At 52.7% G+C, this 19,166-nt stretch carries 12 protein-coding genes; all 12 read left to right on the forward strand.

The features are described 5' to 3' along the window. Positions 1 to 173: 173 nt before the first annotated feature. A complete protein-coding gene (locus BWI97_RS17600) occupies positions 174 to 1,592 on the forward strand; it encodes a sialate O-acetylesterase (protein ID WP_102202168.1) in 1,419 nt (472 codons plus the stop codon). 65 nt (positions 1,593 to 1,657) lie between these two features. Further along, complete coding sequence (locus BWI97_RS17605; protein ID WP_102202169.1) at positions 1,658 to 4,444, forward strand: glycoside hydrolase family 2 protein; 2,787 nt, start codon at positions 1,658 to 1,660, stop codon at positions 4,442 to 4,444. 69 nt (positions 4,445 to 4,513) lie between these two features. Next, entirely contained in the window at positions 4,514 to 5,926 is a 1,413-nt protein-coding gene (locus BWI97_RS28055) for a family 78 glycoside hydrolase catalytic domain (protein WP_199182031.1), read from the forward strand. Next, positions 5,869 to 7,260, forward strand: coding sequence for an alpha-L-rhamnosidase C-terminal domain-containing protein (locus tag BWI97_RS28060; RefSeq protein WP_199182032.1), 1,392 nt, complete (start codon positions 5,869 to 5,871; stop codon positions 7,258 to 7,260). The genes BWI97_RS28055 and BWI97_RS28060 overlap by 58 nt, the downstream gene beginning before the upstream one ends. Before the next feature lie 335 nt (positions 7,261 to 7,595). After that, positions 7,596 to 8,732, forward strand: coding sequence for an exo-alpha-sialidase (locus BWI97_RS17615; protein ID WP_102202170.1), 1,137 nt, complete (start codon positions 7,596 to 7,598; stop codon positions 8,730 to 8,732). Positions 8,733 to 8,777: 45 nt separating this feature from the next. Further along, the gene (locus tag BWI97_RS17620; RefSeq protein ID WP_102202171.1) at positions 8,778 to 10,154 is read left to right on the forward strand and encodes a DUF4974 domain-containing protein; all 1,377 of its coding nucleotides are present in this window, start codon (positions 8,778 to 8,780) and stop codon (positions 10,152 to 10,154) included. A 77-nt stretch (positions 10,155 to 10,231) separates the two neighbouring features. Next, on the forward strand, positions 10,232 to 11,122 hold the full coding sequence (locus tag BWI97_RS17625; RefSeq protein ID WP_102202172.1) for a sugar phosphate isomerase/epimerase: 891 nt from the start codon (positions 10,232 to 10,234) through the stop codon (positions 11,120 to 11,122). A gap of 59 nt (positions 11,123 to 11,181) precedes the next feature. Beyond that, positions 11,182 to 13,680: an L-rhamnose mutarotase gene (locus BWI97_RS17630; protein WP_102202173.1), complete on the forward strand. Its 2,499-nt coding sequence runs from the start codon at positions 11,182 to 11,184 to the stop codon at positions 13,678 to 13,680. Between the two features lie 505 nt (positions 13,681 to 14,185). Next, the gene (locus BWI97_RS17635; protein WP_102202174.1) at positions 14,186 to 15,247 is read left to right on the forward strand and encodes a Gfo/Idh/MocA family protein; all 1,062 of its coding nucleotides are present in this window, start codon (positions 14,186 to 14,188) and stop codon (positions 15,245 to 15,247) included. A gap of 54 nt (positions 15,248 to 15,301) precedes the next feature. Continuing rightward, positions 15,302 to 16,879 carry a sodium/solute symporter gene (locus BWI97_RS17640; protein WP_102202175.1) on the forward strand — a complete coding sequence of 526 codons (1,578 nt, stop codon included), beginning with the start codon at positions 15,302 to 15,304 and terminating at the stop codon, positions 16,877 to 16,879. Positions 16,880 to 16,950: 71 nt separating this feature from the next. Continuing rightward, on the forward strand, positions 16,951 to 18,150 hold the full coding sequence (locus BWI97_RS28935; RefSeq protein ID WP_199182033.1) for a hypothetical protein: 1,200 nt from the start codon (positions 16,951 to 16,953) through the stop codon (positions 18,148 to 18,150). An 8-nt stretch (positions 18,151 to 18,158) separates the two neighbouring features. Beyond that, entirely contained in the window at positions 18,159 to 19,103 is a 945-nt protein-coding gene (locus tag BWI97_RS28940) for an alpha-L-rhamnosidase C-terminal domain-containing protein (RefSeq protein WP_199182034.1), read from the forward strand. The last annotated feature ends 63 nt before the right edge of the window (positions 19,104 to 19,166 follow it).

A 19,166-nucleotide genomic window follows, 5' to 3' on the forward strand; every position in this document is an offset into this window, starting at 1 on the left:
TGATGGATCATGTTGGGTGTCGTTGAATTAAGAGTTGAATGAAGAATGGAAGAGATGATTTTCTACGATTTGGCTAATAAAGTCCGTAGGACTGATCCATTCATTAACGCCGGATTTCAATCCGGGGGACCAGCAATCCCAGTCCAGTACCTCCATTTTCATTCGTAAGCGTCATGCGATACCTTGTTCTGCTTCTGGTCCTACTGCTCCACGTCACCGCTCAGGCTGACGTCGTGCTGCCTCGCATTTGGGGGCATCACATGGTCCTGCAGCGGGAAAAGCCCGTCTTCGTCTGGGGACAGGCCTCGCCGGGAGAAGTTGTGACGGTACGCTTCGCGGATCAGAACGAACAAACTACCGCCGATGCTTCGGGGCACTGGAAACTCAGCCTGAAACCGTTGGCAGCCTCCAGTCAGCCGAGAGACCTGACGATTCAGGGCAGGAATACCATCGTACTCAAAGACGTGCTTGTGGGGGAAGTCTGGCTGTGTTCCGGCCAGTCGAACATGGAATTTACCATGCGGAAAAACAGCAAGGTCAAACCCTGGAAAGCCGTAGGCGAGTGGCCCGACCCCGTAAACGAACTCGAAGGGGCCGATAATCCCGAAATCCGAATTTTCCTCGTTAACCGCAAAACTTTACCCAAGCCCGATTCAACGCACGCGGGCTGGAGCATGGCGAAAGACTCCGCCCTGCGATCCTTCTCCGCTCCGGCGTACTTTTTCGCGAAGAAACTCCAGCAGGAACTAGGCGTACCCGTAGGTGTCATTGCCTCATCGGTTCCCGGCAGTCGCATCGAACCCTGGATTGCCGAACGGGCTTTTCAGGAAAATGCCTATTTCCGCAATCAGAAAATCGAAGGAGAACCCGGAAAGTTTTACGAACCTATGATTCGTCCGCTGGCTCTGCTCACACTTCGGGGATTTTTGTGGTATCAGGGCGAAAGCAACTGTTTTCTGAACGAAACCGAAAGCTATACGCAGAAAATGAAAACGCTGATCGACAGCTGGCGTAAAGCGTTCGGTGCTCAGGATTTACCCTTCTACTACGTGCAACTGGCTCCCTTCACCTACAGCGAATCGAAGGGCAACAAAGCTCCGTTGACGAAAGCGTCTTTACCGGAATTTCGGGAAGCTCAGGAGAAGATACTACAACTGCCGCATACGGGTATGATCATCACAACCGATCTGGCCGATAGCCTGACGGACATTCACCCGCCCTACAAATGGGAAATCGGTCGGCGGCTGGCCCTGGTGGCTCTGCACGAAACGTATCAGAAAAAAGACGTAGCGTATACCGGACCGATCTTCCAGAAACTGAAAAAGAAAAAAGGTACGCTACAGCTGTATTTCGAGCACGCCGAGGGACTGATGAGTCAGGATGGAAAACCGTTACGCGACTTCGAAATTGCCGGGAAAGATCAGGTGTTCGTACCCGCTCAGGCCGAAATTCAGGGCAACACGGTCGTGGTATCAGCACCGCAAGTCAAAAATCCGGAAGCTGTCCGCTTTGGCTGGTACGAGCGGGCTCAACCGAATCTGTTCAACCAGGCGGGTTTACCCGCCCGACCCTTTCGGACCCGTCGGCCGTAAGGATTTGCATCGATTTCTAGCAGTTTAACGCTTTCGGAACGTGAACGAAAGCCAGTATTGAAAGCATGAAAAGTACAAGTTTCTACCTCTTATTCCTAAGCATCTGGCTGGTGTCGCTGGCTCAGGCTCAGCAGACCCGCAAACACTATTTGTCGGGTACGGGCAGCGACCAGACCGTCAACTGGCAGTTTTATTGTACTGCTGGGCAGAATTCCGGTAAATGGACGACCATTCCTGTACCTTCCAACTGGGAATTACAGGGCTTCGGGAAGTACAATTACGGCTTTAACCGCGACAGCTCGAAAGGCCGGGAACAGGGCTTGTACAAGTATACGTTTGCGGTTCCGGCGGCCTGGAAGAATAAAAAAATCAACCTGGTGTTTGAAGGCGTCATGACCGATACCGAAGTGAAAATCAACGGTACGTCGGCGGGCCCCAAACACGAAGGTTCCTACTACGCCTTCAAGTACGATGTAACCAATCAGCTTAAATACGGAGCGGATAATCTACTCGAAGTCACCGTCTCCAAACACTCCGCCAATGCGTCGGTCAACGCGGCTGAGCGGAAGGGCGATTTCTGGATTTTCGGAGGTATTTTCCGTCCCGTCTGGCTGGAAATTCTTCCGGTCGAACACATCGAACACGTAGCCATCGACGCTCCGGCGACGGGGGCCTTCAAGGCCGAAGTAAAGCTGGGTGATGTAACGAAAGCCAGCGAAATCAAAGCTCAGCTGTACACGCTGACTGGCCAGAAAGTGGGTACGCCCTTCGGAGCGAAAGTATCCCCGAATCAGGCATCGGTTACGATTCAGACGAAGGTCAACAACCCGTCACTCTGGACTTCCGAAACACCCACGCGTTACCGGGTGGAGCTTAGTCTGGTTCAAAACGGAAAGACGCTTCATACACTTCAGGAAAAATTCGGCTTCCGTACCGTCGAAGTCCGGAAACGCGATGGGGTTTACGTCAACGGTACGAAAGTGAAATTCAAGGGCGTGAACCGGCATTCGTTCTGGCCGACATCCGGTCGTACAATGAACAAAAAGCTGAGTGTACTAGACGTGAACCTGATGAAGGAAATGAACATGAACGCCGTGCGGATGTCGCATTATCCGCCGGACGATCATTTCCTGAACGTTTGCGATTCGCTCGGCTTGTTTGTGTTCGACGAGCTGGCGGGCTGGCACGGCAACTACGACACCCCGACGGGTACCAAACTGCTGCACGAACTCGTTACGCACGACGTTAATCACCCTTCCGTGATCTTCTGGATTAACGGCAACGAAGGGGGACACAATTACGATCTTGATCCGCTGTTTGCGAAGGAAGATATTCAGAAACGCCCCGTCATTCACGCCTGGGAGGTATTCGGCGGTTTCGATACCCAGCATTACCGGGAATACAACTACGGCATTGGCAGCTATGACCTGGGCCATGAAATTGTAATGCCGACGGAATTTCTGCACGGCATGTACGACGGCGGCCACGGGGCAGGCATTGAAGATTACTGGGAAGCCATGTGGCAGAATCCGCTGTCGGCGGGGGGCTTTCTCTGGGATTTCGCGGACAATGGCGTCATCCGTACCGACAAAAACGGCATCCTGGATACCGACGGCAACCACGCCGCCGATGGCATTGTGGGTTCGTATCGCGAAAAAGAAGGCAGTTTCTTCACCATCAAACAGGTCTGGTCACCGATCAAGATCGAACGCCGGGAAATCGCCGAGGGTTTCGACGGGACGTTCACCATCGAAAACCGGTATCATTTCACAAATATCAATCAATGTTCCTTTTCGGGGAAACTCGTGAAAACGGCTTTTGGTACGACTAAGGCCAGCGAACAGAGCTTTACCGTGACCGCACCTTCGCTGAAACCGCTGGAAAAAGGGACGATCCGGGCGAATCTTCCGGCCCACTGGCAGAGCTTTGACGTACTGTATATTACGGCTTTCGATCCGCAGAAAAAAGAACTCTTTACCTGGAGCTTCCCCATCTCTTTACCCGAAAAAATCGCCGCGACGGTGGTCAAAACGGAGGGAACGGGCAACGTACAGATCAGCGAAACCGACTCACTCTACACACTTTCGGCGAATGGCATGCAGCTCGTGCTGCACAAAGGCAATGGCCGGATTCAGCAGGTTAAAAACGGTTCGGGCGTGATTCCGCTGACGAATGGTCCAGTGCTCCAGGAAGGCGTGAATAACTTCAAGAGCTTCACCCGACGCACCGAAGGCAAGAACGTCATCATCGAATCGACCTTCGATCGCAAAAACAGTTACAACACGCTGCAATGGACGATTTATCCCTCCGGCTGGGTGAAAATGCAGGTGAAGTACTTCCCCGGAGCTTACTTTACGAATCTGGTGGGGGTGAACTTTTCGTTTCCGGAAGAACAGGCGAAGTCCGTTCGCTGGATGGGCAACGGTCCGTACCGAGTCTGGAAAAACCGCATGAAAGGCAACCAGCTGGGCGTCTGGGAAAAAGCCTACAACAATGCTTCCACGGGCGAGCCGCCGCTGACGTACCCCGAATTCAAGGGCTATCATTCCAACCTGTACTGGATGCAGCTCGAAACGAAGGGCCAGCCACTGACGGTGGTTACGCCGGACGAAGATCTGTTTTTTCGCCTGTTCACGCCCAAACCGATTGTGGATGAGTACAACAACGTACAAATGACCTTCCCCTCGGGTGATCTGTCATTCATGCAGGGCATTTCGGGCATCGGTACCAAAACCCAGAAGCCCGAAACAACCGGGCCGATGGGAATGAAACACATTTACTACGATTACGAAAAAGAACCGATGCGGGCGAAGGTGCTCACGGTCTATTTCAATTTCGCCGGAAAAAATTAGTACATGCTCGGGACAGCAAAACGGTATACAAACAGATAACCTTAGCCTCTCGAACGTTTAACAAATACCATGAAACGCTACGTACTCATCCTGCTGCTGCCTTTTTTTCTGTTCGCCTTCGATCAGAAACCAACGGCTTTGCGGGTCAGTGACCTGCGAATCGAGGGACGCATGAATCCGGAAGGAATCGATGCCCGACAGCCCCGTTTCAGCTGGCAACTCACGGGCGAGCAACGAAACCTGACCCAGACGGCCTATCAGATTCTGGTCGCTTCGAGTCAAGAAAAACTGGCGGCGAATGAAGGCGATCTCTGGGATTCGGGAAAAGTAAATGCCGACCAGAGTATCCAGAATCCGTATCAGGGGAAAACGTTGAAAAGCCGGACCGAGGCGTTCTGGAAAGTGAAAATCTGGACCAATCAGGGCGAAAGTGACTGGAGTACGCCGCAGCATTTCAGCGTGGGGCAGCTCTACGCAGTTGACTGGAAAGGTCGCTGGATTGGGCTTGATCGGGCCTTTCCTTGGGATACGGAAACGCAGTTTTCCCGCCTGTCGGCCCGGTATTTCCGCAAGGAGTTTACCCCGAAAAAAGAAATCAAACGGGCGAAGGTATACATCATCGGACTGGGTTTGTACGAACTCTACCTGAACGGACAGAAAGTAGGCGATCAGGTGTTGGCTCCCGCTCCAACGGATTACACGCAGGGCGTCAAGTACAATACCTTCGACGTTACTGCACTACTGAAATCGGGTAAAAATGCCATCGGGACTATTTTGGGTAACGGCCGTTATTACACCATGCGGCAGGCCTATAAGCCTTATAAGATCAAGACGTTTGGTTACCCAAAACTGCTGCTGAATCTGGTATTAACTTATGCCGATGGCTCGACGGAGTGGGTCACTACCGATGATTCCTGGAAAGCCACGGCCGACGGCCCCATTCGTACCAACAATGAGTACGACGGCGAAGAGTACGACGCGACGAAAGAACTGCCGGGTTGGAGTACCGCAGGTTTCAACGACCAGAAGTGGCTGAAAGCGGAATTTGTGCAGGAACCCGGCGGAGCTTACGAAGCCCAGATGAACGAAAATATGAAGGTGATGGAGACGGTGAAACCCGTATCGATCCAACCTTTGAAAACGGGTGGCTACGTGCTGGATATGGGTCAGAATCTGGCGGGCTGGGTTCGGCTGAAGGTACAGGGTAAACGCGGCGACCGAATCAAACTCCGCTTTGCCGAGACGTTGCAGGAAAACGGCGAACTGTTCGTCCGCAACCTTCGCGATGCTAAAGTAACGGACGTGTACACGCTGAAGGGCGGTGGTACGGAAACCTGGGAGCCGACGTTTGTGTACCACGGGTTTCGGTACGTGGAAATTACAGGTTTTCCGGGCGTACCCAAACCCGAAAATTTGAAGGACGCGTGGTCTATGATGATATACCGACGATTGGTACGTTCACCTCTTCCAACCCAACGCTGAATCAGATTTTCAAGAATGCGTACTGGGGCATTCGGAGTAACTACAAAGGGATGCCCGTCGATTGTCCGCAACGCAACGAGCGGCAACCCTGGCTGGGCGACCGGAGCACGGGGGCGTACGGAGAGAGTTTTCTGTTTGATAACAGTCGGTTGTACGCCAAGTGGCTGGATGATATTCAGCAGGCCCAGAAAGCCGATGGCAGTATCCCCGACGTCGCTCCGGCCTTTTGGCGGTACTACAGCGACAACGTGACCTGGCCAGGTACGTACCTGATGGTGGCGAACATGCTGTATCGGCAGTTTGGCGACACGGAATCGATACGGAAACATTATCCCTCGATGCAGAAATGGATGGCCTACATGGCCGCTCAGTACACCAAAGACGGCCTCGTTACCAAGGATAAATACGGCGACTGGTGCGTACCGCCGGAATCGAAAGATCTCATCCACGCCAAAGACCCGGCTCTGCAAACGGATGGCATGCTACTGGCTTCGGCTACGTACATCGGTCTGCTGGATTTGATGCAGCAATTTGCTCAGTTGCTACAGAAACCAGAAGAGGCTCGGGCGTACGAGCAACAGGCAGCGGTGATGAAAAAAGCCTTTAATGAGAAATTCTTCCAGGCTTCTACGGGTCAGTACAGCAATAATACAGTCACGGCGAATTTGCTGCCGCTGATGTACGGCATTGTACCCGAGAAACAGCAGTCGCAGGTGTTTGCCAGTATTGTCGATAAGATCGTGAAGGAACAGAAATCGCACATCAGTACGGGCGTGATTGGTACGCAATGGCTCATGCGAGGACTGGCCCAGCACGGTCGGCCCGATCTGGCGTACACGCTGGCAACCAACCGCGATTATCCGAGCTGGGGCTATATGGTGGAAAACGGTGCTACCACCATTTGGGAATTATGGAACGGCAATACGGCCAATCCGGAAATGAATTCGGCCAATCACGTGATGTTGCTGGGGGATTTACTGATTTGGTACTACGAGCATATCGCCGGAATTAAGGCTCAGGCACCAGGTTTCAAAGTCATTGAAATGAAACCGGATTTTCCGGAAGGGCTGACGGAAGTAGACGCCTCGTACCGCTCGGGCTACGGATTGATTCAGTCCACCTGGAAGAAAGAAAAAGGACAGTTAAGCTGGTCGATCCAGATTCCGGGTAATGCCAAAGCACGAATCTATTTACCCGCAAATTCGGTAGATGAAATCAAAGAAAACGGCAAAAAGGTGACGGTCGTGGAAGGGCTGAAGTTGGTAAAGAAAGAAGGCGATCGCGTAGTGCTGGAGGTGGGTTCGGGAACGTATCGGTTTGAGGTTAACCCGTGACTTATCCGGGACACCCGTAGACCTAATCTCAGGATCCGATCCCAGGGAAAGTCGAAGTAAGAAGTCCGGAGGACTTCAATGTGCATAGCCCCGGGTGGAACCCGGGGAGACGAATCCGGAGACCAATGCCCTCCCCGGGGTTGTAACCCCGGGCTAATCAGATTGAACCCCTCCAGGGTTCGGTCCCAACGGCGGACGAAATAAGAAGTCCGAAGGACTTCAACGTACATAGCATAGCCCCGGGTGAAACCCGGGGACGGGACGGCAAAATCCCCAAACCCAAAGAAACAGAAACCCCGGAAACCGATGGAAATCCGGCATAGCAACAACAAACCATGAAAACGTTCCAAACCTACCTACTACTGGCGGGTGGTCTGCTGACCGCCCCGTTAACCCAGGCCCAGGTCGAAAAATGGCAGAGCGGCGTAGTCAAACACGAAGCCATCTTTGAGACGGCCCCTTTCCCGGAAAGCCACTCTGCCACCATCGTCGAAACGCCCAAAGGGCTGGTAACGGCCTGGTTCGGGGGAACGAAAGAGCGAAATCCGGACGTCTGTATCTACATCAGTCGACTGGAAAAAGGACAGTGGACGGCTCCCCAAAACGTCGCCAACGGCATCGTAAACGATACCCTCCGGTACCCCACCTGGAACCCGGTGTTGTACCAGGTACCCAACGGAGATCTGCTGTTATTTTACAAAATCGGCCCGAGTCCGAGTAAGTGGCAGGGCTGGATGAAAACCTCATCGGACGGAGGGCTAACCTGGTCGGCAGCGAAATCCTTACCCGAAGGCTATATCGGACCCGTCAAAAACAAACCCGTCTTACTGGAAAATGGCAACCTGTTTTGCCCGACCAGCACCGAAGGCAAGGGCTGGAAAATTCATTTTGAAGTAACCAAGGATCAGGGAAAAACCTGGCGGAAAGTCGGACCGATCAACGACGGAAAAACGCTCAACGCCATTCAGCCCAGCATCCTCAAACACGGGAAAGGGAAGCTACAGATTCTGGCACGGAGCAAAGACCGGGCTATTCTGGAATCCTGGTCGAACGACAATGGGGAAACGTGGTCGCCGCTGGCGAAAACCAATCTGCCCAATAACAACTCCGGTACCGATGCCGTCACCCTGAAAGACGGTCGGCAGGCCCTGGTGTATAACCATGTGCTGCCACCGGGCGACAAAGCCAAAGGTCCGCGGACGCCCCTGAATCTCTCCATTTCCGAAGACGGCAAAAACTGGTCGGCGGCGGTGATTATCGAAGACTCACCCATCAGTCAGTATTCCTATCCGTCGATCATTCAGACGTCAGACGGACTCATTCACGTCGTGTATACCTGGCGTCGCCAGAAAATCAAACACGCCGTGATCGACCCGAAAAAGATGAAACTCATTCCGATCAAAGATGGCGTCTGGCCGTCGATCAAAGGCTATACGCCACCGCAGGGCGGCGAGATGACGAAAGACGGATAAACCGATCGGAACGGTTTGAATCCACGAAATGAATCCTCTACAACCATGAAACGAATCCTTGTTTTACTCCTGCTGCTGGGGGCGAAAACCTACGCTCAAAGCTCCGACGATGCATTCCGGAAACCCTTGAAAGAGGTAATTCAGGAAATCGAAACCCAGTATGCGGTAAAAATCCGGTATCCTGAAGACCTGGTGAAGGATCGGCAGATTACCTACGCCGACTGGCGGTTTCGTCCCGACGTCGAGCAGACGATGTCGAATATCTTCGCCTCGCAGGACATTACGTTTACCAAAGAAGGCGACAAAAAATACAAATTGCAGGCCTTTCAGTATCATCTGAAAACGCCCAGAGAAGGCAAGCAGCAGCTCGACTATCTGGCCTCTCTGTACAAGGATCAGGCGAGTTGGGAAATGCGTAAAGCCGAACTCAAAAGCTGCATGCGGGCGGCGTTAAAGCTGGACCAGCTACCCGCGACTCCGAAAAGCCAACCCATCATTACCAACAAACGAACGTTCGATGGATATACCGTCGAAAACGTAGCCATTGAGACCCTGCCGGGAATGTACGTCTGCGGATCGTTGTACAAACCCACGCATGCCAAAGGACTAATGCCCGTCATCCTCAATCCTGACGGTCATTTCGGAGACGGACGGTATCGCTCTGATTCGCAGTATCGCTGTGCCATGCAGGCCCGAATGGGAGCGATGGCGTTTAGTTACGACCTCTTTGCCTGGGGAGAATCACTGCTGCAATTCAAATCCGCCGACCACCGTCGGAGTCTGGCCAATACGATTCAGATTCTGAACGGGATGCGAATTCTCGACTGGCTGTTGACCCAGAAAAATGCCGATCCGGCCCGCGTCGCGGTAACGGGCGGTTCGGGTGGCGGTAGCCAGACGATGCTGCTGACGGCCCTCGATGATCGTATCGATTTGAGCGTTCCCGTGGTTATGACGTCCTCGTACCACAGCGGCGGTTGTCCCTGCGAGAGTGGAATGGGTGTGCACCTCTGCGGCCACGGTACCAACAACGTGGAGATAGCGGCCATGGCGGCTCCGCGTCCACAACTGGTCATTTCCGACGGTAAAGACTGGACCCAGTACGTTCCCGAACATGAGTTTCCTTTCCTGCAACGAACCTACGGCTTCTACGGCCCTTCGGCGGTGATCAAAAACGTGCATTTGTCGGAAGAAGGACACGATTACGGCATCAATAAGCGACTGGCTCTGTACCAGTTTCTGGCCGATCAGTTCAAGCTGGATACGAAGCAAGTGAAAAATGCAGCGGGTCAATTCGACGAATCGAAATGCACGATTGAGAAGTATCCCGCGATGTATGTATTCGGTGAAAAAGGGGAGAAACTACCCGCGAATGCCGTGCGGAGTTTTGAGGAACTGGAGCAGAAAATCGGACTCAAATAGGGGCTGGTGGTTGGTGATGAATACCCGTTCGCTCCTGCGTATAAAGCGTTGCAGATCGTTAAAAGCAAGAAAATAACATGAAAAACCTGAATCGTCGTCAGTTTTTGGGTCAGTCGGCTTTGGTGCTGACGGCCCTGTATGGTTCGCCGTTTGAGGTGTTTGCCAAAGAAAAACAAGCGTACAAAATCGCCGTGGTGGATCTGATGATTCTGAAACGGCAGAAACTCGGAGCTTTTCAGTTGACCAAAGACATTGGAGCCGACGGACTCGAAGTGGATATGGGTGGACTGGGGAATCGGGAAACCTTCGATAGTCAGCTCGCCAAATCCGAAGTACGGCAGCAGTTTCTGGAGAAAGCCAAAGAATTGAAGTTAGAAATCTGTTCGTTGGCGATGAGTGGTTTTTATGCTCAAAGCTTTGCAACGCGACCGACCTACGAGCGAATGGTGCAGGATTGTATCGATACCATGAAAGCCATGCAGGTAAAGGTTGCCTTTCTGCCCCTGGGTACGCAGGGCGATCTGGTCAAAAATCCCGAACTGCGTCCGGCGATTGTGGAGCGGTTGAAAGTGGTGGGAAAAATGGCGAAAAAAGCGGGTGTGGTAATCGGGATTGAAACCTCCCTGGATGCGAAGGGCGAGGTAGCGTTACTGGACGAAATCGGCTCGAAACACATTCAAAGCTACTTCAACTTCTCCAATCCCCTGAAAGCGGGCCGCGACCTGCACGAAGAACTACGGATTCTCGGCAAAAAACGCATCTGCATGATTCACTGCACCGACGAGGATGGCGTATGGCTGGAAAACAACCCGCGGCTGGATCTGAAAAAGGTCAAACAAACGCTCGACGACATGGGCTGGAAAGGCTGGCTTGTCATCGAACGGTCTCGCGATGCCAACGATCCCCGCAACGTAAAGAAAAATTTCGGAGCGAATACGGCGTATCTCAAATCCATTTTTCAGGCGTAACCATTAGCCCAAAAGGATTCATTATCAATAGTCTGGACTTAAAACTCCAGGTACTTTCGATGCATAAAATTAGCTTCATACTACTTTTCATCTGCTTTCTTTCGATTCCAGGCTTCGCCCAGCAGGCCGAAGTGTGGGTATCGACTACCGGCTCGGACGCGAACGTAGGTAGCCGGGAAAAGCCGTTGGCGAGTTTGACGATGGCCCTGCGGAAAGTACGGGAGTTACGACGGCTCGCCGATCCTTCCGTACGCAAGGGGGCTCATATCTATCTGGCGGGTGGACGGTATTCGCTGGACGAACCCGTCTTCCTCCGGCCCGAAGATTCGGGTACGGCTGAAAGTCCCACCTGGATTGAAGCGGCTCCCAACGAAAGGCCCGTCCTGAGCGGCGGCGTAACGCTAACGGGCTGGCAGAAAGTGAAAGGAACGGTGCCGGGATTGCCTAAAGCCAGTACCGGAAAAGTCTGGGTGACGGACGTTCCTTTCATCGGTGGACGACCTTTTGAATTTCGACAGCTATGGGTGAATGGGCAGAAAGCTACGCGGGCGAAGGATACGCCCTACGGAACGATGAGCCGGATTTTGTCCTGGAATAAAACCGAACAAACCTGCTGGATTCCAGCTCCGAAGTTCGGCGACTTATCCCAGGCGTACGGACTTGAATTCTTTATTCATCAGTGGTGGGCCGTAGCGACCTTACGCGTCCGGAAAATGGAAGTGCAGGGCGACAGTGCCCAACTCTTTTTTCACCAGCCCGAAAGCCGGATTCAGTCCGAACACCCCTGGCCCGCTCCCTGGATTTCGAAAGAAACGGGCAACTCCGCCTATTACCTGACCAATGCGATTCAGTTTCTGGATGAACCCGGCGAATGGTTCCTCGATACCCGAACGCAGAAACTCTATTACTATCCAAAAGCGGACGAGAACCTGAGTAACGCCGAAGTCATCGCTCCGCACCTTGAAACGCTGGTACGGATGACGGGTACCGTCGATCATCCGGTTTCGCACGTACAGTTCAGAGGGATTGCCTTCGAGCATACGGGCTGGCTGCGACCCTCGCGGGAGGGGCACGTGCCGCATCAGGCGGGTTTGTACATGCTGGATGCGTACAAGTTGAAAATTCCGGGTACGCCCGAGAAAAAAACGCTGGAAAATCAGGCCTGGGTGGGGCGGCCCACGGCGGCGGTGGAAGTTTCCTACGCCACGCACACGGGTTTTGAAAACTGCCGGTTCGAGCATCTGGCTTCTACGGGGCTGGACTACCACCGGGGCGTTCAACACAACCACATCACTGGAAATCTGTTCCGGGATATCGGCGGTACGGGCATTCAGGCGGGCGTTTTTTCCGACGAAGCCGTGGAAGCTCATTTGCCGTATCAGCCCCAGGATGAACGGGAAGTTTGTAGCCAGTTAAGTATCCGGAATAATCTGATTACCAACGTAACCAATGAAGACTGGGGTTGCGTGGGCATTGGAGCGGGCTTTGCCCGGAATCTCAACATCGAGCACAACGAAATCAACGAAGTCGGCTATAGCGGCATCAGTATGGGCTGGGGCTGGACGCCGACCGTTAACGTTATGCGAAACAACCGCATCCGGGCCAACAAAATCCATCACTACGGCAAGCACATGTACGACGTAGCGGCGATTTACACGCTTTCGGCCCAGCCCGGTTCGCAGATCATCGAAAACGCCATCGACAGCATTTACAAAGCCCCGTACGCCCACATTCCGCAGCACTGGTTTTATCTGTACACCGACGAAGGCTCCGCGTATTTCACGATTCGGGATAACTGGACGCCGACGGAAAAGTACCTGCAAAACGCCAACGGTCCGAACAACGTCTGGGCACACAACGGCCCCGCTGTACCCGACAGTATTAAAAACCGGGCGGGACTCGAAGCTCCGTATCGGCATCTGTTGAAAGAAAAGTCAAAGCCGGATGCGTACTGGAAAATCAATGAAGAGAAACCCGTCATCGTAGAACTGATCGCGACACAGCCGCTGGAAGAGGAAAAACTACGGGCCGTCATGGCAAAAGGGAATGTACCCGCCACGGCTTTGTACCGCTGGGAAAACCACTACGTCATTTTTGAGAAGATTCAGGATGTATACCTGCTCCGTGAACGGCTAAAAGCAGCGTTTCCTGGTGTGACGATCAAAACCTACGACGACTTATTTTACGAATTCAACCGGAAAAAATGTGCGGATGCATCCGAAGCGAAGGAATGGGAGCACACGATCCTCACGGCGAATCTCGTCGCGGATCCAAAGCTGCAGCGGGAATACCTCGATTATCACGCCACGCAGTTCGAACAATGGCCGGAAGTCTCGAAAGGCTTTTGTAATGCCCAGTTTCAACAACTGTTGCTATTCCGAAACGGGCGGCAACTGATGCTGGTCATCAGTACCCCGAAGGGCGAAAGCCTGGAAAAGCTGGACCCCAAAACCACCGAAAGCAATCCCCGCGTAGTCGAATGGAATCAACGCATGAAGAAGTATCAGGAAGGCATTCCGGGTACGAAGGTGGGGGAGGTTTGGGTACAGATGAAGTAAAGCTCGTTTGTTTTTGTAGTGCTTTAGACTAAGACCTATTTCGCCCCGCAGGCACGGCTGGTCATTTAGTCTCTATGCATTCCATGCCGGCACGCCCACCGCTCTTTTCATCCCGCTTTAGGCCACCGCATTGCGGATGAAAAAGGCGGCTTGAGCCCGCCATGGAATGGGATAGGACGGGGCCTGGTTTTAAGTCGTCCATGAGGGTATTCGACTGTAGTTATAACAACTATAAATCATCAACCAATAACTAAATAGATGTCAGAAGAAGAAAACCTCTCCCGCCCGTGAGCAGCGGAGTAACCTGTCTCGCGGGCAATGCGGTGGCCTGGAGCTAAGCTAGGCAGTTACGGAGAGGTCCAGCCTGGAAGGCTCACGGGCTACTAGCCAGCTAGTAAGGAGAACCAAACCCCGTTTAGGTGAATAACGAAGCTTTAAAAGGGCAAAGCTTTCGAATTGGGTCCAGGCAATCCAGAACAATAAAAAAAGATCTAAAAATACATCCATGTTGAAGCTAGGAATTTTAGGATTGGGCGAGGGCCGTAGCACCATGTCGGCAGCGTTACAGAGTACAAAAATCGAACTCGTCAAAGTCTGTGATCAGAAGCTCGAACTCTGCCTGCAACGATCCAAGGAATTTGATTTTTACTCCTATACCACGCAGTATCAGGACTTGCTCGATGATCCGACCATCGATGCCATCGCCATTTATACCCCCGATAAATTTCACGCCGAGCATACCAAACAGGCCTTGCTGCACGGCAAGCATGTCGTCTGTACCAAGCCCTTCATTGACGATCTCTCCAAAGCCAAAGAACTCATTGAACTGAGCGAGCAGACGGGTAAGAACGTCTTCGTTGGCCAAAGTTCCCGCTTCTTCGAGCCCATGAAAAAACAGCGGGCTGACTACGAAGCCGGACTCATTGGCGAGCTGATCACCATCGAAAGTTATTACCACGCCGACCACCGCTGGTTTCTGGACAAAGGTTGGTCGCTCGAAAACGCCTTCAAGTGGCTGTACGGCGGCCTGAGCCACCCCGTCGATTTCATTCGCTGGTACCTGCCCAACATCGAAGAAGTGATGGGTTATGGAATGCTCAGTTCGAACGGAAAAAACGGCGGCCTCAAAAACGCCGATACCATGCACTTCATTTTCAGGGCTACGGACGGACGCATCGCCCGGGTTAGTGGAGCCTATACCGGACCCGTACAGCCCGTCACCCGCGACAGCGAAATGAGCTGCATTCTGCGGGGTACGGAAGGCTGTAGTCAGGGAGATTACATGGATTTGCGGTACGCCATCACCGACAAAACCGGCGAAGAACGTATTCTGACCTGGGAACACAAACTCAAGCACTATTTCCGGTTTGAGGGAAAAAGTCATCACGCGGGCGAATACCAGAACTACCTCGAATACTTTGCCGACTGCCTGGAAAGCGGCCAGACGGCGTACCCCGACGTAAAAGAAGGCATCGGAACCGTGGCCTTGTTACAGGCGATGGACCAGTCCCTGCAAACGGGAAAACCCGTAAAAGTGGCGGATTTGCTGCGGGAGCACGGACTTTAACCTTCATTCCCGATTTCCCGAAAAACGATCATTTTCCGGGAAGTTAATCTTCGTATGAACAATATCATTGATCGCTTAACGCTGCTGGACTACGGGATCGTGGTGGCCTACGTTCTGATTTTAGCTTTCATCGGTTTTCGAGCCAGTGTAAGCAAAAAATCGGCGGATGAAGAAACGCTTTTTCTGGCGAACAAATCGCTGGGCTGGGCGAGTATTGGCTTCAACATGTGGGGGACCAACGTCGGGCCGTCGATGCTGCTGGCCTTCGCGAGTATCGGGTATAGCACGGGGATCGTCGCCATTAATTTTGACTGGTACGCCTTCGTATTTCTCTTTCTGCTGGCGATCGTTTTCGCTCCGAAATACCTGGCTGCCAACGTCAGTACCATGCCCGAGTTCATGGGTCAGCGGTACGGCGAATCCACGCAGACCATCCTGGCCTGGTATGCCCTCATCAAGATTCTGATTTCCTGGCTTTCGCTCGGCCTGTTCGCCGGAGGATTTCTGGTACGACAGATTCTGGGCTTACCCATGGGGCCGTCGGTGGTGGTACTGGTCGCTTTTGCCGGACTGTTTGCGTATACGGGCGGACTGAAGGCCATCGCCCGCGTCAACGTTTTTCAGATGCTGTTGCTGATCGGCGTATCCCTGACATTGACTCTGTTAGGAATTCAGAAAGTCGGTGGACTGGAAGCCGTTTATGCCCAAGCCCCCGCCGATTACTGGAGCCTGATTCATCCCGCCGACGATCCGAAATATCCCTGGTATGCCATCCTGCTGGGTTATCCGGTAGCGGCCATTGCCTTCTTCTGTACCGATCAGGCGATGGTCCAGTCGGTACTGGGAGCCCGCAATCTGGAGCAGGGACAACTGGGCGTCAACTTCATCGGCTGGCTGAAAATCCTTTCGTTGCCGCTGTTTATTCTGCCCGGCATTCTCTGTTACATTCTGTTCCCGAACCTCAAGGATCCGGCCGAGGCGTACATGACGATGGTGACCAACCTCTTCCCGCCCGGATTGAACGGACTGGTCATTGTAGTGCTGATTGCTGTACTGGTCGGTACGATTGGCTCGTCGCTGAATTCGCTGAGTACGGTGTTTACGATGGATGTGTATGCCCGAAAAATCAACCCTTCGGCTACCAATAAAGACTTGATTCGGGTAGGCCGCCTGACGGTCATTGCGGGCTGCCTGTTTGCGGTAGGTATGGCCTTGGCCATTGACAGTATCAAGGGATTGAACCTGTTCGACGTGTTTCAATCCGTACTGGGTTTCATTGCTCCGCCCCTGGCCGTCGTCTTTCTGCTGACGGTATTCTGGAAGCGAACCACGCGACGGGCCGTCAACACCGTTTTATCGGCTGGCTCGGTAGTCAGCCTCGGCGTCGGCATTGTGTACCTGTGGGTCTTACCGCCCGACCGCTACGATTTCTGGCCGCATTACCTGTTGCTTTCGTTTCTGATTTTCGTGAGCCTGCTGGTACTGGCGATGCTGATTTCCGTACTGGATCGGAACCCGACGGTTTATCAGGTCAATACCACGCAGGTGGTAGTCAAACCCACGCCCAAAGTCTGGGCGGCCTGGATTGCCCTGATGATTACGATGCTGACGCTATATCTGCTGTTTCGATAGCAACAGAAGCTGGGTTAAAGTAAACTAGTGCAAGAGTCTGTAGTACTGACGGATTAACATTTTTGATTCAAATGAAAAAGAACCTCTTCCTCCTAAGCCTGCTCCTGATGAACGTTTCGGTATTCGCTCAGGCGACCTGGATCTGGTATCCCGGCGATTACGAAATCTGGCTGGGGAACCAGATGCAGAATCGACGTACGGAACGCACGACTTTTATGCCGCCGTTCTGGAAGCTAGATAGTCATTACAACCTCATGGATTTCCACAAGGAATTTACCCTGAGTCAACCGGAAGAAGTGGAGCTTTTTGTGGAAGGCCGGTATAATGTCAAGCTCGACGGCAAGATTCTCACGGGCTATCCCAAACGCATTACGGTACCCGCCGGAAAACATAAAATCAACCTCAAAGTCTTCAATCAGGCCCACGTTCCGGCTGTTTTCGTTCGCGGAAAAACCATCCAGTCCGACGCTTCCTGGCTGGTGACATTCGAGGATAAAGAATGGATTGATGAAACGGGAAAAGCCTCCGACCAGTCGGGAACGACCTGGTTACAGGCGGGTTCCTGGAACTTCAACGATCCGCTCGTACCGCCTTCGCAATTCAAACTGAATACGAAAGAAGAAAACCCCGTGACGGTCGATAAGCAGGCGAAGTCGTTCCTGCTGGATTTTGGGAAAGAAACCTTTGGTTTCCTGAAGCTGAAAGGGCTGACGGGTCAGGGAAACGTCCGGATTTATTACGGCGAATCGAAGGAAGAAGCTCTGGCAACGGAGACCTGCGAAACCACGGATTTTCTGGAAATCAACCAATCCGCCAAACGCGACTCGGTGATGGAACTGACCAAAGCCTTTCGGTACGTCAACGTGCAGTTTGACGGCAGTGTGGCCATCGACGGCGTTTCCATGCTTTACGAATTCCTGCCCGTTACGGAGCGGGGCGGCTTCCGTTGTTCCGACGAAGAAATCAATAAAATTTACGACGTTGCTCTCTATACGCTTCATCTGAATACCCGGGAATTTTTCATCGACGGCATCAAACGTGACCGCTGGATCTGGTCGGGCGACGCCTCCCAGAGTTACCTGATGAATTATTATTCCTTCTTCGATTCGCCCTCCGTGGCTCGTACCATGCTGGCCTTACGCGGCAAAGACCCCGTAACGAGCCACATCAATACCATCATGGATTACACCTTTTACTGGTTCATCAGCATTTACGATTACTACCAGTTTACGGGCGATAAAGCTTCATTCAGCAGTTTTATCCCCGGATGAAAAGTCTGATGGATTACTGCCTAACCCGGCGGAATAAAAACGGGTTGCTGGAAGGCTTGTCCGGCGACTGGGTGTTTATCGACTGGGCGGAGGGACTGAGCAAAAAAGGAGAGGTGAGTTTCGAGCAACTACTCTTCGCCCGAAGTCTGGAAACGATGGCCTTGTGTGCCGGAATCGTGAACCATGCTGAGGACGCCAGTCAGTATGCTCAACTGGCCAAAGAAGTAAAAGGCAAGCTCTTTCAATACTACTGGAATTCCGAAAAACACGCTCTGGTACACAGCCGGGTAGACGGCGTTTCAACTCCGCACGTGACCCGGTACGCGAATATGTTCGCCGTCTTTTTCGATTACCTCAACCCCGCCCAGAAACAGGAAGTCAAGCAACACGTGTTACTGAACAATCAGGTGCCGAAAATTACAACGCCGTACATGCGTTTTTACGAGCTGGAAGCCCTGTGTGCCCTGGGCGAGCAACCGTACGTAACCAAAGAAATGAAAGATTACTGGGGCGGAATGCTCAAACTCGGAGCGACCTCTTTCTGGGAAGAATACAATCCGGACAAAAAAGGAGCCGAACATTATGCCATGTACGGTCGCGAGTTTGGCAAGAGCCTGTGTCACGCCTGGGGAGCCAGCCCGTTGTACCTGCTGGGCAAGTATTATCTGGGCGTAAAACCGACCGCCCCGGCGTATCAGACCTATCTGATTGAGCCGAATCTGGGTGGCCTGCAGTGGATCGAAGGAAAAGTGCCGACGCCGCAGGGGGAAGTAGAGGTGTATTGTAGTGGCAAAGAAATCAAGGTGACGGGTGCCGCCGGAACGGGTACGCTTCGCTTCAAAAGCAAAAAGAAACCCACCAGCAAGCAGGGCGAAATCCGTTCAACCGGGGCTGGTTCCTACGAAATGACGATTGAAAAAGGGAAAAGTTATCGGGTGAGTTACTCGCTGTAGAATTTGGTTGTTTGTTCATCGGTATTGGTTGTTGACATGATTGGTTATCAACGGTTTTTTCTA

This window comes from Siphonobacter sp. BAB-5405 (assembly GCF_002872335.1).
Classification (GTDB): domain Bacteria; phylum Bacteroidota; class Bacteroidia; order Cytophagales; family Spirosomataceae; genus Siphonobacter.

Coding starts and splice junctions, on each gene's coding strand:
- BWI97_RS17600 (WP_102202168.1), top strand. CDS start 174: ATGCGATACCTTGTTCTGCTTCTGGTCCTACTGCTCCACGTCACCGCT.
- BWI97_RS17605 (WP_102202169.1), top strand. CDS start 1,658: ATGAAAAGTACAAGTTTCTACCTCTTATTCCTAAGCATCTGGCTGGTG.
- BWI97_RS28055 (WP_199182031.1), top strand. CDS start 4,514: ATGAAACGCTACGTACTCATCCTGCTGCTGCCTTTTTTTCTGTTCGCC.
- BWI97_RS17615 (WP_102202170.1), top strand. CDS start 7,596: ATGAAAACGTTCCAAACCTACCTACTACTGGCGGGTGGTCTGCTGACC.
- BWI97_RS17620 (WP_102202171.1), top strand. CDS start 8,778: ATGAAACGAATCCTTGTTTTACTCCTGCTGCTGGGGGCGAAAACCTAC.
- BWI97_RS17625 (WP_102202172.1), top strand. CDS start 10,232: ATGAAAAACCTGAATCGTCGTCAGTTTTTGGGTCAGTCGGCTTTGGTG.
- BWI97_RS17630 (WP_102202173.1), top strand. CDS start 11,182: ATGCATAAAATTAGCTTCATACTACTTTTCATCTGCTTTCTTTCGATT.
- BWI97_RS17635 (WP_102202174.1), top strand. CDS start 14,186: ATGTTGAAGCTAGGAATTTTAGGATTGGGCGAGGGCCGTAGCACCATG.
- BWI97_RS17640 (WP_102202175.1), top strand. CDS start 15,302: ATGAACAATATCATTGATCGCTTAACGCTGCTGGACTACGGGATCGTG.
- BWI97_RS28935 (WP_199182033.1), top strand. CDS start 16,951: ATGAAAAAGAACCTCTTCCTCCTAAGCCTGCTCCTGATGAACGTTTCG.
- BWI97_RS28940 (WP_199182034.1), top strand. CDS start 18,159: ATGGATTACTGCCTAACCCGGCGGAATAAAAACGGGTTGCTGGAAGGC.